Below are 17,423 nucleotides of genomic sequence, written 5' to 3'. Positions count from 1 at the left end.
GCTGTTCTCCCTTAGAAACCGCTTTCCCTGACCCCCAGGGCCGCCAGGCGCCGCCAGGCAACGCCCAGCAACGATTCGCCGCTGCCCTGCAACACCACAATGCCGCGCAAAGGTTGCACCGGCGTCGGCGTCTCTTCGAGGATCCCCAGCCGCGCGCCGTACTGTGCCTGCACCGGCTCGGCGCGCTGATGCTGATCCCGGCGCACGGCAATCGGCCCATGGTGATCGGAAGTCAGCGCCTCTTGATCGACATAAGCCGCGCCGTTGGTATCGATTTCGCTTAATTGCACGGCGATCGCCGGGTGCATCGGGTCATCGGCGATGAAACGCCCGCGAGCACCCGGAGTGACACGCCAGAGCTCGGCTTCGGCCAGATAACCGCGCAACCGCGCGCCGTCTTCGACCACCCGAGCCAACGGATCTTTGGTCGAAAGCCAGCGCCCGACCGTCAACTGTGGCAGCAGATCGCGTACCTTGCCGGCGTGAGGCGCACGCAACAGCAGCCGCTCGCGCTGGGCGACCAGGCCTCGGTATTCAGCCACTGCTTCCGCCAGGCGCTGCTCGACGATTCCGGCGTCGGCCGCGGTTTCGCTGCGACCGGCCTGACGACGCATCTGTAATTGCTGAATCTGGATCTCGCGACGGACGATGGCCTGGCGTGAGTCCAGGTCCGGTGACTCCAGCTCGATCAGCACTTCGCCCTGGGCGACAACCTGGCCGTCATGCACATTCACCGTTTTGACCCGCGCCGCCACTGGCGCGTGCAGAGCGCTGGCGCGCCCGGCCTCCAGCATCGTCGGCAACTCCACCGCGCTGCGCCACGGCACCGCCAGCAGCAACAACAGCCCAAGCAAGGTCAAACCGCTAAGCAGCACCCGAGGCGCATGTGCTTGTTCGCGACGGCTCCACCATTGCCGCCACTCGCTCAGGATCGGCAGAAAGATGAACCACACCAGTTCCACCAGCATCAGGAAGATCCCCAACACCTTGAAGAACAGGTGATAGACCGCCAGCGCAATCCCGAAAAACAACGCCGCGCGCCACAGCCACGAGCCGTATCCCCAGATCAATAAACGCCGCTGCATCTTCGATGACCACGGCTCCGGCGCCGGGGCCCCGTAGCCGAACAGAAATTCGCGCAGCCGCCAGCGACACAAGGCAAAGGCCCGGCCCTGAAGGTTGTCCACTTCCCAGTAATCGCTGAGCAAGAAGTAGCCATCGAAGCGCATGAACGGGTTGAGGTTGATCACCAACGTGGTGATCCAGGTCGCACTGGCGAGCATGAACGCCGCCGTGCGCCCGGGGCCATCGGGCAGCAGTGACCAGGCAAGCAGCGCGATACACGCCAACACCAGTTCCGCCAATACCCCGCCGGCACCGATCAGCAACCGCGCTCGTCGATCATTGACGCGCCAGGCATCACTGACATCGGTGTAGAACATCGGCAGCAGCACCATGAACGCCACGCCCATGCTCTGCACCCGACAACCGGCGCGCTTAGCCATGAAGGCGTGGCCGAACTCATGGCACAGCTTGGCGAAAAAAAGCGCCACGGCGAACGCCAACGCACCGCCGAGGCTGAACAGGTGCGGAAAGGTGGCGATGAATCGCTGCCAGTCCCGCGACACCAGAAACACTCCGAGCCCCAGTGTCGCGGGCAATCCGTAGCGCAACGCGCGCGGGCCGAAACGCTCCAGCCACGGCCAGGCGCGATTGAGAAAAGCGTCCGGTCGCCACAGCGGAATCCGGAAAAACAGGTATTGATGCAGCAGGATTTTCCACAGGCTCTGGCGCTGAGCCGCGGCCTTCAGGCTGTAACTGGCACGCTGCGATGGGTCGAGGGCGCTGATCAGGTCGTGGCCGCGCAAAAACTCCAGCAATTGCTCAAGCGCCGCGCCGTCCAGTGGCAGCCCTGGCTCGCGGTTGGCGGCACGTAGCACCTGCTCGGGATCACCCAGGGACCAATGACGCAGCAAGCGCATCGCCGCCGCGCCGAGTTTGAAGTAACGCCCACGCACCGGATCGGCCAGGGTCCAGCACGGTGACCCGTCGAGGGCAGGCGCCGCCGTCGACAATTGCAGGTCTGCCCGCAGGCTCGGCAGGCTCATCTAAAAGCCCACACTCTGACGCAACCCGGCCAGCGGTCGACGCAACAGGTACAGCGCCAGTGGCGCACGGTCGCCGAAGACCTTCGCGGTGCCACGCAAACCGATGCGCGGCGGTGCGCCGTCGAACGTCGCATCCAGTCGATAAGCCAATTGCCCGGCAGCCGTTGGCTGCGCTTCATAGGCCGAACGTTCGAGTCTGGCCTGGTGCCGCTGCAGCGGATCGCTGTCGAGAAACAGTGCGACCTGCGCCCCCGGCTCCAAGGCAATCGCATCGCCGACGGCCAATTCGATGCGCAACTCGGCCTGATTCGGGTCGGCGAGCTCCATCAGCCGCTCGCCAGTCTGCACCGGTTTGCCGGTCCAGCGCTCGGCGTCGGCGAACACCGCGATGCCGTCCCGCTCGGCACGCACTTCGCTGCGCTTGAGCAGTTCACGGGCGTAATCCCGTTCGGCGCGTTTCTGCTCCACGCGAGCCGCCAGCAGATCGATTTTCGAACTGGATTCGGCATCGGCGAAGGAGCGTTGAGAATTGGCCTTGAGTTCCGCCTCGGCGACGCCCAAGGCGCGCTCGGCCACATCGGCCTGAGCCTTGAGCGTGGTGCTTTCGAAGCGCAGCAGCAGATCACCGGTTTTCACCGTCTGGTTGGGTTTGACTAGGAACTCGGCGATCACCCCGTCCAGCGGCGCCGCGACCACCCGGCCGCCCAACGGGACGACTTCGGCGGGTGCCAGCACCGATTGGCGCACCGGAATCAGCAATCCGAGCAACAACACGGCGACCAGTGCCACCTGACGCTTGCGCGTCCAGCGCAGTCGCCAGGGCTTGCGCGGTTGCAGCGCCAGCCAGGCATGGCTGTAGGTGTCGCCGAGTTGCGACAGCAATACTTGCTCGGACGGGTTCCACGGCACATCCCGCGCCAGCCACAGCCCGCCGAAAATCTCGCCTTGATGATCAATCAGTGGCAACCAGAACACCTGAGCGGCCGACAGACTTTGCCAATCGGCCTGAATCGCTTCGCCAAGCAAATCGGGCGCGATCACCCGCGCCTGTTTCAGCACATCGAGCTTGAACAGCTGCGCGACCGCTTGCTCGACAAACGCCACGAACGGCGCATTCGGCTCCACCGCACTGACACCGGTCACCGCCTGCACCTTGCCGGCGATTAACAACGCGGCATGGCGAAAACCGAACAGCGCCTGGCCGTCATTGACCAGGCTGTAAGCCAGTTGCGCAGGATTGCGAGCGGCGCGGGTCTGGCGTTCGAGGTCGAGAAATCTGGCGAATACCTGCTCGGGGCCGCCCGTCACCGGCGCGTTCATTTGAGCTCCGCGAAACGCGCCGTTCCGCTCATGCCGGCCAACAGGCCGCTGGCGTTGGGCAGCGTCGCCACCAGCAGCAAGGTCTGGCTGCCTTCGTCGATCCGCGCGCCGAGGCGCTTGACCGTGGCATCCAGCGGCCGACCGGTTTCATCGGGGACAAAACTGAACGTCTGGCCGGGCTTGAGCTTGCCCATCCAGCGTGACGGCACCAACAGATGAATTTCCAGGGTGCGGTTATCGACCACGTCCAGCAACGGCGTGCCGGCGGCAACGCTTTCATAGCGCTTGACCTTGCGTTCGACGACCTGGCCATCAAACGGCGCGACCACGCTGCAACGCTTGACCTGAACCTGATAAACCTGAGATTGCGCCTGGGTTTCGCTGACCTTGGCCTCGGCCCGCGCCACTTCAAAGCGCCCCACCGAATTCAGCGCCGCCAGTTGCCGATTATGGGCCAACTCCTCACCGGCACCACGGTTGGCGGCCTGAGCCGCGTTGAGCTGAGCCTGATAAGCCGAACAGTCAAACCGCGCCAGGGTGTCGCCCTTTTTGAACGACTCGCCCTCACTGAATGGCAACTCGACAATCCGCCCGGACAACTCACTGGCGAGCACCGCCTGATCCCGGGCTCGCAACACACCACGGGCCTCACTGCTGGCTGACGCGTTACCGCCGACCGCGTTGCTTTCCAGCAACGGATCGTCTGGCGCAGGCGTTTGCGCCTGTACTACGCACGTTACAAAGGTTAATCCCGCAACCCAAATACGAAAACGCCGCATAACCGTAACTCCCTGACGGATGAGCGGAGTCTACGACAGCGGGGGGGCGCGTCAAGCGGATGGCCATCATTGGTTGGAGCGCGCGTTGGCGGATAGGTATTAATTTCCATACAAATCATCCATATCAACGCTGCGCCATCTCCGCCACCGGATACACCGACTCCCATCCCCCACCCAACGCCTTGTACAACCCGACCATCGCCAACGACACCCCGGTCGAGCTCTCGACCCACTGCTGCTGGGTCGCCAGCAATTCGCCTTGCACGGTCAGGACGTTGACGAAATCCACCACTCCTTCGACGTATTGCTGTTGCGCGGTGCGCAGGGCGATCTGGTTCTGGCGCACAGCTTCGGCGAGGCTGTCGCGGCGCAATTGGCTGGCGTTGTAGGCGGTGAGTTGATTGTCGATTTCATGCCAGGCCCGCAGCACGGTTTGCTGGTAAGCCAGGGCCGCTTCCTGTTGTTGGGCTTCGCGCAGGTGCAACACGCCCCGCAGCCGACCGCCGTCGAACAGCGGCAGGCTCAATTGCGGACCGATGCTGAACGAGCGCGAGCCCCAGGAGCCGAAATCGCTCAGTTGCAGGGCTTGCGAGCCGATGTTGCCCGACAGGGTGATCCGCGGATAGAAGTCGCCTTTGGCCACGCCGATGCTGGCGGTAGCGGCATGCAGTCGGGCTTCGGCCTGGCGGATATCCGGGCGGCGCTCGGCCAATTGCGACGGCAAGCCGATGGCAACCTGGCGCGGGGTTTGCGGCACGGGAGCGTCTGTGGATAACTCGGCGGACAACGCTTGCGGCGGTTCGCCCATCAACAGGCTCAGCGCATTGATCAGTTGCGACTGACGCTGCTCCAGCGCGGGTAAACGTGATTCGATGGCCGCGACTTGCGCAGCGGCTTCGGCAATGTCCAGATCCGTCGCAACACCATCGGCCAGGCGCAGTTGCGAGAGTTTCAAACTGTGCCGGGCGACGTCGAGGTTCTGCTCGGTGACGGCACGGGTGCTTTGTACGCCGCGCAGCTGAATATAGTCCTGAGCGGTTTCGGCGAGCACCGACAGCAGTACGCCACGGCGATCGTTTTCCGCCATTTCCAGGGTGGCATTGGCGGCTTCGGTTTCGCGGCGCACCCGGCCCCAGAAATCCAGTTCCCAAGAGGCGGAAAAACCGGCGTCCCACAGGTTGTACGCCGAGTCGCCGTTGTTGCCCGACGGATCGTTCAGGCCTTCCCCGCTGTTGCGTTTGCGCCCGTAGCTGCCGGTGGCGGCGGTGTTGGGATAGCGCTCGGCGGTGATCACCTGGCGTGCGGCGCGGCTTTGCTGCAGGCGGCTGCTGGCGAGTTTCAGGTCAAGGTTGTCGGTCAGGGCGCGTTGGGTCAGGGCCGAGAGTTTCGGATCGTGAAACACTTCCCACCAGCGTTCGTCCATTTCGGCGGGAGCGACCTGACTGGCGGCGGCTTTGGTTGGTTTGGACCATTGGGCCACTTGTTGCGGCTGAGGTTTTTGGAAGTCCGGGCCGACGGTGCAAGCCGAAAGGCTCATGACCAGCAAGGCATAAAGGGGGATGTGAGGCCACTGGCCTCTTCGCGAGCAAGCCCGCTCCCACACTGGATCTCCTTTCGAGCATAAAGCCTGGGCACCCAGCAGATCGACTGTGGGAGCGGGCTTGCTCGCGAAGACGTCAGCCCTATCAACAAAAATCTTCATCGTTGCGCAACCTCATGCTCGCCAGCGCTGGCAGTATCAATACTCGCCTCCACCGACATCCCCACCCGCAACCGCTCGGCCAACGGTTGCCCCGGCTCCAGAACGATTTTCACCGGAATCCGTTGCACCACCTTGGTGAAGTTGCCGGTGGCGTTGTCCGGTTTGACCGAGGCGAAGGTCACGCCGGTGGCCGGTGCGATGCTCTCGACGCGGCCCTGCAGGGCTTCGCCACCAAGGCTGTCGACACGCACCTGCACGTCCTGCCCCGGCTGTACGTCGGTCAGTTGGGTTTCCTGAAAATTGGCGACCACATACGCCCGTTCCAACGGCACCACGGCCAGCATCTTGCTGCCTGGTGTGACATAGGCGCCGACCCGCACCGCACGCTCGCCGACCATGCCGTCCTGGGGGGCAACGATGCGCGTATAGGACAGTTCATAACTGGCTATTTCCAGCGCCGCTTGCGCTCGTTTCAGTCCACCTTCGGCGGCATCGCGCTGGGCAGTCAGGATCTCCACTTGTTTGCGCTCCGCCGCCAGCACCGCTGTGGCATGGGCCAACCGAGCGGTGGCCTGATCGATGCGCGTGCGCGCCTGCTGGGCATTCTGCACCGTGCCGGCGCCCACCCCGGCGAGGTGGTTGTAGCGGTTCAGTTCATGCTCGGCGAAAGCCATTTCCGCCTTCTCCGAGACTACCGTAGCCTGGGCCTGCGCGATCACCGACGCCTGGCGCTCCAGGGTCGCCCGGGCGTTCTGCAGCTGTGCCCTGGCCACCAGAGTTTGCGCGTCGGCAGCCTCGGCGGCGGCGCGCAGGTCGCGGTCGTCGATCAACGCCAGCAACTGCCCGGCCTTGACCTGTTGGTTGTCCTCCACCAGCACTTCCTTGATGAACCCCGCTACGCGCGGCGCCACCAGGGTGAAGTCCGCCGAAACGAATGCATCGTTGGTGTTCTGCTGCGTGCGTTTGCCGAACACGCCCGGCGCCAGCAGATAAATCAACACGCCGACCGCCATCGCCGCGGCAATGCCAACAGCCATTTTTTGCCTGGATTGAATCGTCATAAAAACCTTCTGTTTCAGTGAAGCGTTCAAGTTGGCGCGCGCGGTGGATAGATCCGCGTCGGCAGCCAGAAAATCAGCAGGATCAGCGCCACAACGACACCGGCCATGCACAGATAAAGATCGGAAGAGGTCAGCACCACGGCTTGCTGATGCAGTCGATGAGCAAGACTCGCGCTGGCGTCATCAACCAGAGGCGAGTTACCGAGGTTGTCCACCAGCATGCTCGAGTGAAAATGCAGCCTTGCGGTGGTCAGTGCCTCGATTACACCAGTGGCGATCACCGCCGCCAGGCCTTTTACGGTGTTGAACCAGGCCGAAGCGAACGGCCCTTCCATCGGCGTGATGCTGCCGGTGGAGAGCATCAGCAGCGGCAGCACGGCCATGGGCTGACCGAAAATCTGCAGCCATTGCAGGACGTAGAAATCGTCGCGAATCCAAACCGATGTCAGTTGCGAGCCACCGAGGCAAGACAGCGCCAGCATGCTCAAGCCAATCCCCAGCACCCAGCGGCAATCGACCCAACGCAGGTTGCACAGCGCCGCCACCAACGGCAGCGCAATCAACTGAGGCAACGCCGCCAACAGCATGATTGGCGCCGTCTGTATGGGGCGATATCCCTGGACCTGAGCCAGGTAACTGGAGGGAATGATGACCACCGCGAGCAACACCACCAACACGCCGGCCAGGGTCAACAATGCGAACGACAGGTTGCGGATGCCGAGCATTTGCAACTTGAAGAACGGAATCGGTTGTGACCACTCATTGATCAGGAACAGCACCAGCAACAGCAGCCCGCCACCCAGCAGCGCGCAGATCAGGCTCGACTCGAACCAGTCCAGCCGATTGCCTTGCAGGATGCCAATCACCAGCATGCAGATCGCCGCAAACCCCAGCAGCAAGCCACGCCAGTTGAATGACTTGAAGCGCTCCAGACGCAGCGGATCCTGGGGCAAACCGTAAGCCACCGCTGCCATGGCAATCAGGCACGGCACGATGATTTGCCAGAAGGTCCATTGCCAACCGACGTACTCGGTCCACAACCCGGCCAGCGGTGTGCCGAGACCGGGGCCGAAGGTCGCCGTCAGGGCATAACCGGCCAGGCCGTAGAGTTTCACGTTGGCCGGCAGGAATCGCAGGGCAACGGTCATCAGCATCGGCGGCAGCGCGCCGCCGGCCAGCCCTTGCAGGGTGCGCATGACCAGCAGGCTTTCGTAATTCGGGGCAAACGGGCACAGCACGCCTAACAGGGTGAAGACGCTGATGGCGCACAGGGTGAAGCGCCGCAACGAGAATGTCACCGAACACCAAGGCGCAAACGCCATGGCGGCCACCGAGGTCGCGGTGTAACTGGCGACCAGCCAGGTGCCTTCGTCGTAACCGATGGCCAACGCACCGCGAATGTCGGCCAGGGCGACCTTGGTCACCATCTCGTTCAAGCCCGACACCAACACCGCCAGCAACACGCCCACCAGGCCGATGATGATGCGCGGACCGAAGACCGGGGGCGTGATGGCGATCGCTGGTTTGGCCGCAGCGAGAGGCGCCGTGACCGTGAGGGAAGTCATGTACTGCACACTCCGGAAGGGGGATACCGAAGCATTTTATGAAGCGCGATGCCTTACGAAAATTGACTTATTGGCAGCTTATAAGTGTGTTTCATGCAGCAATTAGATCTGGGAAAGCAATACAGATCCCTGTGGGAGCGGGCTTGCTCGCGAAGGGGCCATCACCCTCAACATCAACGCTGACTGACACACCGCTTTCGCGAGCAAGCCCGCTCCCACAGGGTCAGTGTTCAACCTCAGGTGGGCTGTGCGGCCAGCCAAGTCTCATCACAACAGGCCTTGAGCGTTTCGCGCATCCAGCGGTGCGCCGGATCCTTGTCGAAACGCGGGTGCCAGGCCTGGGTCAGCATCAGGGTCGGCAGCGGGATCGGCAGGGTGAACGAGCGCAGCTTCAAGCCCAGGCGTCGCACACTCAGCAATGCTTCTTTGGGCACCGGCAGGATCAGGTCGGAATCCGGCAAGGCGAACATCGCCGCATGGAAACTCGGCGCAATCACCGCCACCCGCCGCTCCAGCCCCAAGGCGTTGAGCGCCGTGTCGATCGGCCCGCGGGCGATCCCGCGACGGGACATGCTGATATGGGAAAAGCCGGCATAACGTTCGGCGGTGATCTCGTCATCGAACAGCGGGTGATCCTCGCGCACCAGGCCGACAAAGTGGGTGGAGAACAGGTTCTGCACCTTCACTTCCGGCATCAGCGGTCGATTGTTGCTGACGCTCAGATCGATGCGCCCTTCGCGCAAGGCTTCATCGTCCCCGTCGCCCTCGGGGACAAAGCGCAGTTCGCAATGCGGAGCCTGGCGCTCCATCGTGTCGAACAGCTTGCCGCCGTAGACGCCCACAAAAAAATCATTGGCGCGAATGCTGAACCGCCGGCGCAAGCTGCCCAGGTCCACGTCATCGGCGGAGCGGAACAGCAAGGCGGCCTGCTCCACCAGGTCCCGCACCTGCTCGCGCAACTCCAGCGCCTTGGGTGTCGGCACTAGGCCACGGCCGGCACGTACCAGAATCGGATCGCCGATGGCCTCGCGGATCCGCGTCAGCGTCCGGCTCATTGCCGCCGGGCTGAGGTTCATCCGCCGCGCGGCGCCCACCACACTGCCCTCGTCGAGCAAGGCGTCAAGGGCGACCAACAGGTTCATGTCCGGGAGTTGCATGCTGAGCACTCATGACTGATCTGGATTGATTCAGACGCAATGCTAGCAAACATCCCTGGATGAGGTGGTGATCGGGCCGGCCTCTTCGCGAGCAAGCCCGCTCCCACATTGGTTCGTTGTCGTGCACATAATCTGCAGCCACTGAAGATCAACTGTGGGAGCGGGCTTGCTCGCGAAGAGGCCAGATCAGACACCGCGAAACTCAGCGCTGCATCCCCCACCGCTTCACCGTCACCCGCTCCAACGTATCGAACACCAGATTCTCCACCAGCAACCCAATCAGAATCACCACCGCCAACCCGGCAAACACCTTGTCGGTGTACAGCTCATTACGGTTCTGGAAGATGTACCAGCCTAAACCGCCTTTACCGCTGGTAGCGCCGAATACCAATTCGGCGGCGATCAATGTGCGCCAGGCGAAAGCCCAGCCGATTTTCAACCCGGCGAGGATCGACGGCAACGCGGCCGGGATCAGAATGAACAATACGAAACGCATGCCCTTGAGGCCGTAATTGCGCCCGGCCATGCGCAGGGTTTCCGAAACGCCAAGAAACCCGGCGTAGGTGTTCAACGCCAACGCCCAGAGCACCGAATGCACCAGTACAAAAATCAGGCTGTTCTGCCCCAGCCCGAACCACAGCAGCGCCAGCGGTAACAGGGCGATGGCCGGCAACGGGTTGAACATCGAGGTCAGCGTGCTCAGCAGATCGCGACCCAATTGTGTCGACACCGCCAACGTGGTCAGGGCAAACGCCAGCACAATCCCGATCAGATACCCCTTCAACAACACCACCAGCGAAATCCACACTTTGCCCAGCAGTTCACCGCTGAGCAGGCCGTTGTACAGCGCGCTGGCGGTTTGCAGAAAACTCGGCAGCAGCAGGTCGTTATTCTGGTAACGGGCAACGGTTTCCCAGAGCACCGCGAGCAAAATCAGGATCAGGCTTTTGCGCAGCCAGCCCTGCTGCCAAAGACGCTGGCCGAGGGGTAGTTCGCGCTCCAGCGGGACGCTCGTCAGCGGCTGCAAAACGGTTTCAAATTCTTGACGCGCAGAGGGTAACTGGCTCATCGAGCACTCCTTTCAATGTCTCAATAAGCGATGCGAATATCGGCGAAGTCCAGCTCACGGGCGGTTTCCGGGGACTGGCCTTCATCGAACAACAGCCGATGAATCCGCCGCGCCGATTCCTGGAACGCCACACCGCCAAGACTGTGCAAATCATATTGATGGCTGTGGACTTCGGCTCGTACCCGCCCCGGATGAGGCGACAGCAGCAGAATCCGGTTGCCCACCACCAACGCCTCTTCGATGGAGTGAGTGACGAACAGCAGCGTGAAACGCACCTCTTCCCAGAGCAGCAGCAACTCTTCCTGCATCTTGCGCCGGGTCAGAGCGTCGAGGGCGGCGAAGGGTTCATCCATCAACAGAATTTTCGGTTGCATCGCCAACGCCCGGGCAATCGCCACCCGAGCTTTCATGCCGCCAGACAAGGTATGCGGATAGGCATCGGCAAACGCCGCCAGACCAACCTTGTCCAGATAGTGCAGCGCCCGCTCTTCAGCCTCTTTACGCTTGAGGGTTTTGGACGCGAGCAGCGGAAACATCACGTTCTGTTTGACGGTTTTCCACGGCGGCAGCTGATCGAACTCCTGGAACACCACGATCCGGTCCGGCCCCGGCGCATCGACCCGCTGGCCTTGCAGGCAAATCTCGCCCTCACAGGGCTGGATGAACCCGGCGACCGCCTTGAGCAACGTCGATTTGCCGCAGCCGGACGGACCGAGCAATACAAAGCGGTCCGCCGGATCGACCTCGAAACTGACCTGATGGGTCGCTCGAACCACACGTGCCGGCGTGCGGTATTCCAGGCTGACCTGGTCGACCGACAGCAGCGCTTGTGCGGCCGCGATCGGATTGCTGGCCGTGTGGCCTTGCAAGGGGGCGTTCATGTCGGTCAGCTCCCTTGCAGCGGTTTGGTGTCCTGGAAGAAGTAATCCTTCCACGAATCCGGTTTGTTTTTGATCGCGCCGACGCGGTAGAGGAACTCGGCCAGCGGGTAAGTGTTTTTCGGCGTGACGGTAAATTCGAACTGCGGGTTGTCGATGATTTTCAGCAACGCCGCGCGATCGATTTTTGCCTTGGTGACGCGGATGTAAGTGTCGGCCGCCGCACCTTTATCGTTCTGAGCGAACTCGGCCGCTTCAGTCAGCGCCGCGATGAAGGCTTTATAGGTTTTCGGGTTTTCGTTACGGAATTTCTCGGTGGCGAACAACACGGTCGGCGAGTTCGGGCCGAGCAGGTCATAGGTGTTCAGCACCACGTGCACGCTAGGGTTTTCCAGCGCCTGATCCTGGAATGGCGGGTTGGAGAAGTGCCCGGTCAACTCGGTGCCGCCAGCGATCAGTGCCGCAGTGGCATCCGGGTGCGGAACGGCGATGGTGTACTTGTCGAGGCGATTGAACTCTTTGTCGCCCCATTGCTTGGCTGCTGCGTATTGCAGGAAGCGCGACTGCACCGACACCCCGACCGCCGGCACCGCAATGCGGTCCTTTTCGGTGAAGTCAGCGATGGTTTTGACCTTTGGATTATTACTCACCAGGTAGTAAGGGAAGTTTCCCAGGGAAGCCACGGCCTTGACGTTCTGTTTGCCGTGAGTGCGGTCCCAGATGGTCAGCAGCGGCCCGACGCCGGCACCGGCAATGTCGATGGAGCCGGAGAGCAACGCATCGTTGACCGCCGAGCCGCCGGAGAGCTGGGTCCAGTCGACCTTGATGTCGATGCCTTCCTGCTTGCCGTACTTCTCGATCAGGTTCTGATCGCGCACCACGTTGAGCAGCAGATAAACGATGCCGAATTGTTCGGCGATACGAATTTCACCCTCGGCGTGGGCTACGGTCGGCGCCAACAGGCTGCCGGCGAGCAGGCTGAAACCCAGGCCGATAGCGGCGGCCAACGGTGCAAATGGAAGACGTTTGGACATGAGGGTTCTCCGAAATCAGAAAGGCGCGTCGCCCTGGATGGTGGTGCGATACAACTTGCGGCGCAGATGGCTGGGGCATCCGGCGGCGAGGTGAATCAGCGAGCGGTTGTCCCAGAACACCAGGTCGTGGGCCTGCCATTGATGGCGGTAAATGTTTTGCGGCAACACGCTGTGGGCGTAGAGCTCGTCGAGCAATTGTTTGCTCTCGTCTTCCGGCAAACCGACGATGCGGGTGGTGAAGCCCTCGCTGACGAACAACGCCTTGCGACCGTTTTCCGGGTGGGTGCGGACGATCGGATGAACAACTTCAGCGACCTGAGCCAGTTGCTCCGGCGTCAGGGTCGGACGCCAGTTGCCCTCGAATTTGCTCTCGCTGTAGCGCGCCGTGTAGGAATGCGCGGCCGAACGACCTTCGACGGCTTTACGCAGCGCCTCGGGCAGGCTGTCCCAGGCTTTGTGCATGTCGGCGAACAGCGTGTCGCCGCCTTCGGACGGCAGCTCCTGGGCATGCAGCATCGAGCCCAGGCTCGGCAGTTCTTTATAAGAAAGATCGGAGTGCCAGAACTTGCCGGCATCACCGAGGCCGATGGATTGGCCGTTTTCGATGATGTTGGAAACGATGAGGATTTCCGGATGCCCGGCCAGCAGGAATTGCTTGAGTACATGGATCTGCAACACGCCGAAACGGCGGCTGAAGGCGATCTGCTGTTCGGGGGTTATGCGTTGGTCGCGGAACACCACCACGTGATGATCCAGGTGCGCACGATGGACGCGGGCGAAGTCCTGGTCATTGATTGGGCGGGACAAGTCCAGACCGATGATTTCGGCACCGACGGCGCCACTGAACGGGCGGACTTCGAAGGTTTGCGACGCGAGGGTGGCGGCGCTTGCTGATGCAGGCTTTGGAGAAAAAGAGACGGCTGACATAAAAATCACTCCCACGCACGGCGCGCTCAAGGGCGCGCGTCGATCAGAAACTCACGGAGGTCCCGTGTTGGTTCGTGTCGTGCGGCGCGCCGATTGGTCGGCAGGTACGCAGGAAAGTGACTTTATAGGTATAAGAATTTAAATTTAAATACCGTTAATGAATAACGATATGGCTTTTGGCGTGCAGCGTCTTTGAGGCCGCCTTCGCGGGCAAGCCCGCTCCCACATTGGATTTGTGTCGACCACAAAGCCCCCTGTGGGAGCGGGCTTGCCCGCGAAGAGGCCATCAGCCTCGCCCGAGAATTACCGCTCGTGCAACGCCTCCGCCCGAGCCCGGATAATCGGCTTGAGCAAATAACTGAGCACGGTCTTCTTGCCGGTAATGATGTCCACCGACGCCACCATCCCCGGGATGATCAGCAACGGCTTTTCATCCGTACCCAGATGGCTGCGCTCGGTGCGCAGTTTGATGATGTAGTAAGTGGTCTTCTTGTCTTCGTCGGTGATGGTGTCGGCGCCGATCTGTTCCAGCTTGGCCTTCAGCCCACCATAAATGGTGTAGTCGTAAGCCGTGAACTTCACCGTGGCGTCTTGCCCCGGATGCAGGAAGGCGATGTCTTGCGGGCGAATCTTGGCCTCCACCAGCAAGGTGTCGTCCAGCGGCACGATTTCCACCAGGTCGCTGCCCGGCTGGATCACGCCACCGATGGTGTTCACCAGCAACTTGTTGACGATGCCGCGCACCGGCGATGTCACCAGTGTCCGGCTGACCCGGTCTTCCAGCGCCTTGCCGGTGGCCTGGGCCTTGTTCAGATCGGTGCGCGCTTCGTTGAGTTGGGTCAGGGCTTCGCTGCGGAATTTGCCGCGAGTCTCATCGATCTTGCGCTGCACTTCCTTGATCGCCGATTCCGCGCGCGGGATCGCCAGGGTGGTGGCGTCCAGTTGGCCGCGGGTTTCGACTTCGGCACGCTTGAGTCGCAAAACCTCAACCGGGGACACCGCGCCCTGAGCCACCAATGGCTCGGACATGGCGATTTCCTGACGCTGCAATGACAGACCGCTGCGGTACTGGGCCTGTTTGGAGGTGAACTCGCGCAGCTCCTGCTGCTTCTGGATCAACTGCTCCTGCAAGCCACCGATCTCATCGTGCAGTTGCTGACGACGACTGATATACAACGACTGTTCGCTGGCGGCCTGGCCGGGCACGGCTTTGAGCACATCGGCGGGGAAATTCAACGGACGGTCATCGACCTCGGCGCTCAAGCGCTCCACGCGCAACAGCATCGACAGCCGATCGGCCTCGGTTTCGCCAACATTGGAGGCGAACCGTGTGTCGTCCAGACGGATCAGCGGCGCGCCAGCCTCGACGATTTGCCCTTCCTTGACGAACAACTCGGAAACGATGCCGCCCTCAAGGTTCTGGATTTTCTGGATCTTCGACGACGGAATCGCCTTGCCGTCGCCCTTGGTGACTTCATCGATCACCGCAAAATTGGCCCACAGCATCAGGAACACGAAGAAGCCGATGATCGCCCAGATCGTCAACCGCACCACGCGCGGGGCGTCTTCGATCAGCGCTTTGTTGACCTCGGGAAGGGGCTGGCCTTGCAGCGACGCGGAGCCTTTGAAGTAGCGGCGGATGGATTCTTTGACCCCGGACTTAAGCAACACTGATCTGCCCCTTTTTCAACGCTTCCATCACGGCGGCTTTCGGGCCATCGGCGAGAATCTGCCCGCGATCGATCACCAGCAGGCGATCCACCAGCGACAACAGCGAAGCCCGGTGCGTCACCAGCACCACAGTCTTGTTTTCCACTACGGCAGCGAGACGTTGCTTCAGGCGTTCTTCGCCGGTGTTGTCCATGGCGCTGGTGGGTTCGTCCAGCAACAGGATCGGCGGGTTGAGCAGCAGCGCTCGGGCCAGGGCGACGTTCTGGCGCTGACCGCCGGACAGGTTCTGCCCACGCTCACCGACTTGCAGCTCATAACCTTGCGGATGCAGGCGGGCGAACTCGTGGACACCGGCCAGTTCCGCGGCTTGCAGCACCAGTTCGTCTTCGACATAGCGCGCGCCCGACACCAGGTTGTCGCGCAACGTACCGGCGAGCAACTGGATGTCCTGGGGCACATAGCCGATGTTGTGGCGCAGCTCGCTGACGTCGATCTGGCGGATATCCACCCCATCGACCAGCAGCGCGCCGTCGTCCGGTTGATAGAGGCCCACCAGCAGTTTGGCCAGGGAGCTTTTGCCCGAGCCGCTGCGACCGATGATGCCGATCTTCTCGCCGGGCTTGATGGTCAGGTTGATGCCCTTCAGCGCGGCGTTCTGCTGATTCGGATAGGTGAAGGTCAGCTGACGGCATTCAATGGCGCCTTGCAGGACCTTGCGGCTCAGCGGGCGCTCGTCGAAATTGCGCTCCTGGGGCAGCTCCATCATCTGATCGACCGAGGTCATGGTCACCCGCGCCTGCTGGTAACGGGTCAACAGCCCCGACAGCGAAGCCAACGGGCTGAGGGCACGACCGCTGAGCATGTAGCACGCGATCAAACCGCCCATGCTCAAGTTACCGGCGATGATCTGGTACACACCGAAGACGATCATGATCACCCCGGCCAGTTGCTGGATCAGCAAGGTGATGTTCATCGCCAGGCCGGACAGCATTTTCACCCGCAACTCGAGGCGGCTGAGGGTGCCGATGGTCTGTTCCCATTGATACTGGCGTTCGCTTTCGGCGTTGTTGACCTTTACCGCATCAAGGCCGGCGAGGGTTTCGATCAGGCTCGACTGGCGTTCGGCGCCCAGGGCCATGGTTCGCTCCATGGTCGCCACCAGCGGCTTCTGCAAGGCATAACCGATCAGCAGCGCAATCGGGAACGCCAGCACCGGAATCCACACCAGATGCCCACCGAGGATCGCGATGACCAGGAAGATCAACAGCGTAAACGGCAGGTCGATCAGGCTGGTGAGGGTGAGCGACGCAAGGAAGTCGCGCAGGCTCTGAAACTCATGAATGTTCTGGGCGAAGCTGCCGACTCGCGCCGGACGGTACTTCATGGCCATGCCGACGATGCGCTCGAACAGCGTGGCCGAGATGATCAGGTCGGTTTTCTTGCCGGCCAGGTCCAGGCACAGACTGCGCAGGCTCTTGAGAATCAGGTCGAACACATAAGCGCCGGTGATGCCGATGGCCAGCACCCAAAGGGTCGACTCGGCCTGGTTCGGCACCACGCGGTCGTAGACATTCATCACGAACAGCGGCGCGGCCATGGCGATGATGTTGATCAGTAGACTGGCGGCGATGGCGTCGGCGTACAACCAGCGGGAACGCTTGAGGGTGTCGCGAAACCATGAACGCGCGCGCGGGATCAGCGTGCCATGGTTAACGTCGAATTTGTGCTGGGGTTGGGCAAAGAACACTTTGCCGATGTAGTCGTCGGCGAGCAGTTCACGACTGACGCAGACTTCACCGCCATCGCTTTCGCTGAGCAGCAGGCGGGCCTGGTCTTCACCTTGCCAACCGAGCAGCACCGCACTGCGCCCGTCCTTGAGCAGCAACAGCGCCGGCATGGCAATCGCCGGAATCTGCTCCAGCTTGCGTTGCAGCACCCGCCCCTGCAGCCCGGCGCGAGCAGCCGCGCGGGGCAGCAGCTCGACACTCAGACGCTGCTTGGGCAACGGCAGGCCAGTGGTCAGCATCGCCGCGCTGGCCGGCTTCTGGTGCAATGTGCAAAGGGCTAGCAAGCCATCCAGTAATGGATCGTCATGCAGCGCGCGTGGATCATGAATGAGTTGAACTCGACTGACTTCTGATTCCACGCTCGA

13 protein-coding genes are annotated in these 17,423 nt (G+C 62.0%); all 13 read right to left on the bottom strand.

The annotated features are described in order from the left end of the window. Positions 1–11 precede the first annotated feature (11 nt). The 13 genes from PSH64_RS00725 to PSH64_RS00665 all read right to left on the bottom strand — a co-directional run bounded on the left by PSH64_RS00725 (position 12) and on the right by PSH64_RS00665 (position 17,417). A complete protein-coding gene (locus PSH64_RS00725) occupies positions 12–2,108 on the bottom strand; it encodes an HlyD family efflux transporter periplasmic adaptor subunit (RefSeq protein ID WP_305479603.1) in 2,097 nt (698 codons plus the stop codon). Next, the gene (locus tag PSH64_RS00720) at positions 2,109–3,428 is read right to left on the bottom strand and encodes an efflux RND transporter periplasmic adaptor subunit (protein WP_305479601.1); all 1,320 of its coding nucleotides are present in this window, start codon (positions 3,426–3,428) and stop codon (positions 2,109–2,111) included. It lies immediately after the preceding gene. After that, positions 3,425–4,207: an efflux RND transporter periplasmic adaptor subunit gene (locus tag PSH64_RS00715; protein WP_305479599.1), complete on the bottom strand. Its 783-nt coding sequence runs from the start codon at positions 4,205–4,207 to the stop codon at positions 3,425–3,427. Before PSH64_RS00715 ends, PSH64_RS00720 begins: the two co-directional genes overlap by 4 nt. A gap of 124 nt (positions 4,208–4,331) precedes the next feature. Continuing rightward, complete coding sequence (locus PSH64_RS00710; RefSeq protein ID WP_305479598.1) at positions 4,332–5,909, bottom strand: efflux transporter outer membrane subunit; 1,578 nt, start codon at positions 5,907–5,909, stop codon at positions 4,332–4,334. Then, a complete protein-coding gene (locus tag PSH64_RS00705; RefSeq protein WP_305479597.1) occupies positions 5,906–6,970 on the bottom strand; it encodes an HlyD family secretion protein in 1,065 nt (354 codons plus the stop codon). The genes PSH64_RS00710 and PSH64_RS00705 overlap by 4 nt, the downstream gene beginning before the upstream one ends. Positions 6,971–6,996: 26 nt before the next feature. Next, positions 6,997–8,535 carry an MFS transporter gene (locus PSH64_RS00700; protein WP_105347496.1) on the bottom strand — a complete coding sequence of 513 codons (1,539 nt, stop codon included), beginning with the start codon at positions 8,533–8,535 and terminating at the stop codon, positions 6,997–6,999. Between the two features lie 236 nt (positions 8,536–8,771). Further along, positions 8,772–9,692, bottom strand: a complete 921-nt coding sequence (locus PSH64_RS00695) for a LysR family transcriptional regulator (protein ID WP_105347499.1) — start codon at positions 9,690–9,692, stop codon at positions 8,772–8,774. A gap of 202 nt (positions 9,693–9,894) precedes the next feature. Then, positions 9,895–10,761, bottom strand: a complete 867-nt coding sequence (locus PSH64_RS00690; RefSeq protein ID WP_305479594.1) for an ABC transporter permease — start codon at positions 10,759–10,761, stop codon at positions 9,895–9,897. 20 nt (positions 10,762–10,781) lie between these two features. Further along, on the bottom strand, positions 10,782–11,642 hold the full coding sequence (locus tag PSH64_RS00685) for an ABC transporter ATP-binding protein (RefSeq protein ID WP_105347505.1): 861 nt from the start codon (positions 11,640–11,642) through the stop codon (positions 10,782–10,784). A 5-nt stretch (positions 11,643–11,647) separates the two neighbouring features. Beyond that, positions 11,648–12,673, bottom strand: a complete 1,026-nt coding sequence (locus PSH64_RS00680) for an ABC transporter substrate-binding protein (protein ID WP_305479593.1) — start codon at positions 12,671–12,673, stop codon at positions 11,648–11,650. Between the two features lie 15 nt (positions 12,674–12,688). After that, complete coding sequence (locus tag PSH64_RS00675) at positions 12,689–13,600, bottom strand: TauD/TfdA family dioxygenase (protein ID WP_305479591.1); 912 nt, start codon at positions 13,598–13,600, stop codon at positions 12,689–12,691. A gap of 303 nt (positions 13,601–13,903) precedes the next feature. Then, entirely contained in the window at positions 13,904–15,271 is a 1,368-nt protein-coding gene (locus PSH64_RS00670) for an HlyD family type I secretion periplasmic adaptor subunit (RefSeq protein ID WP_305479589.1), read from the bottom strand. Further along, a complete protein-coding gene (locus PSH64_RS00665) occupies positions 15,261–17,417 on the bottom strand; it encodes a type I secretion system permease/ATPase (RefSeq protein ID WP_105347512.1) in 2,157 nt (718 codons plus the stop codon). The genes PSH64_RS00670 and PSH64_RS00665 overlap by 11 nt, the downstream gene beginning before the upstream one ends. Positions 17,418–17,423 lie beyond the last annotated feature (6 nt).

The sequence above is a fragment of the Pseudomonas sp. FP1742 genome (assembly GCF_030687145.1).
Lineage (GTDB): Bacteria > Pseudomonadota > Gammaproteobacteria > Pseudomonadales > Pseudomonadaceae > Aquipseudomonas > Aquipseudomonas frederiksbergensis_D.
Note: the sequence above shows the minus strand (reverse complement) of the source record. Positions and strands in the feature narration are given on the sequence as shown.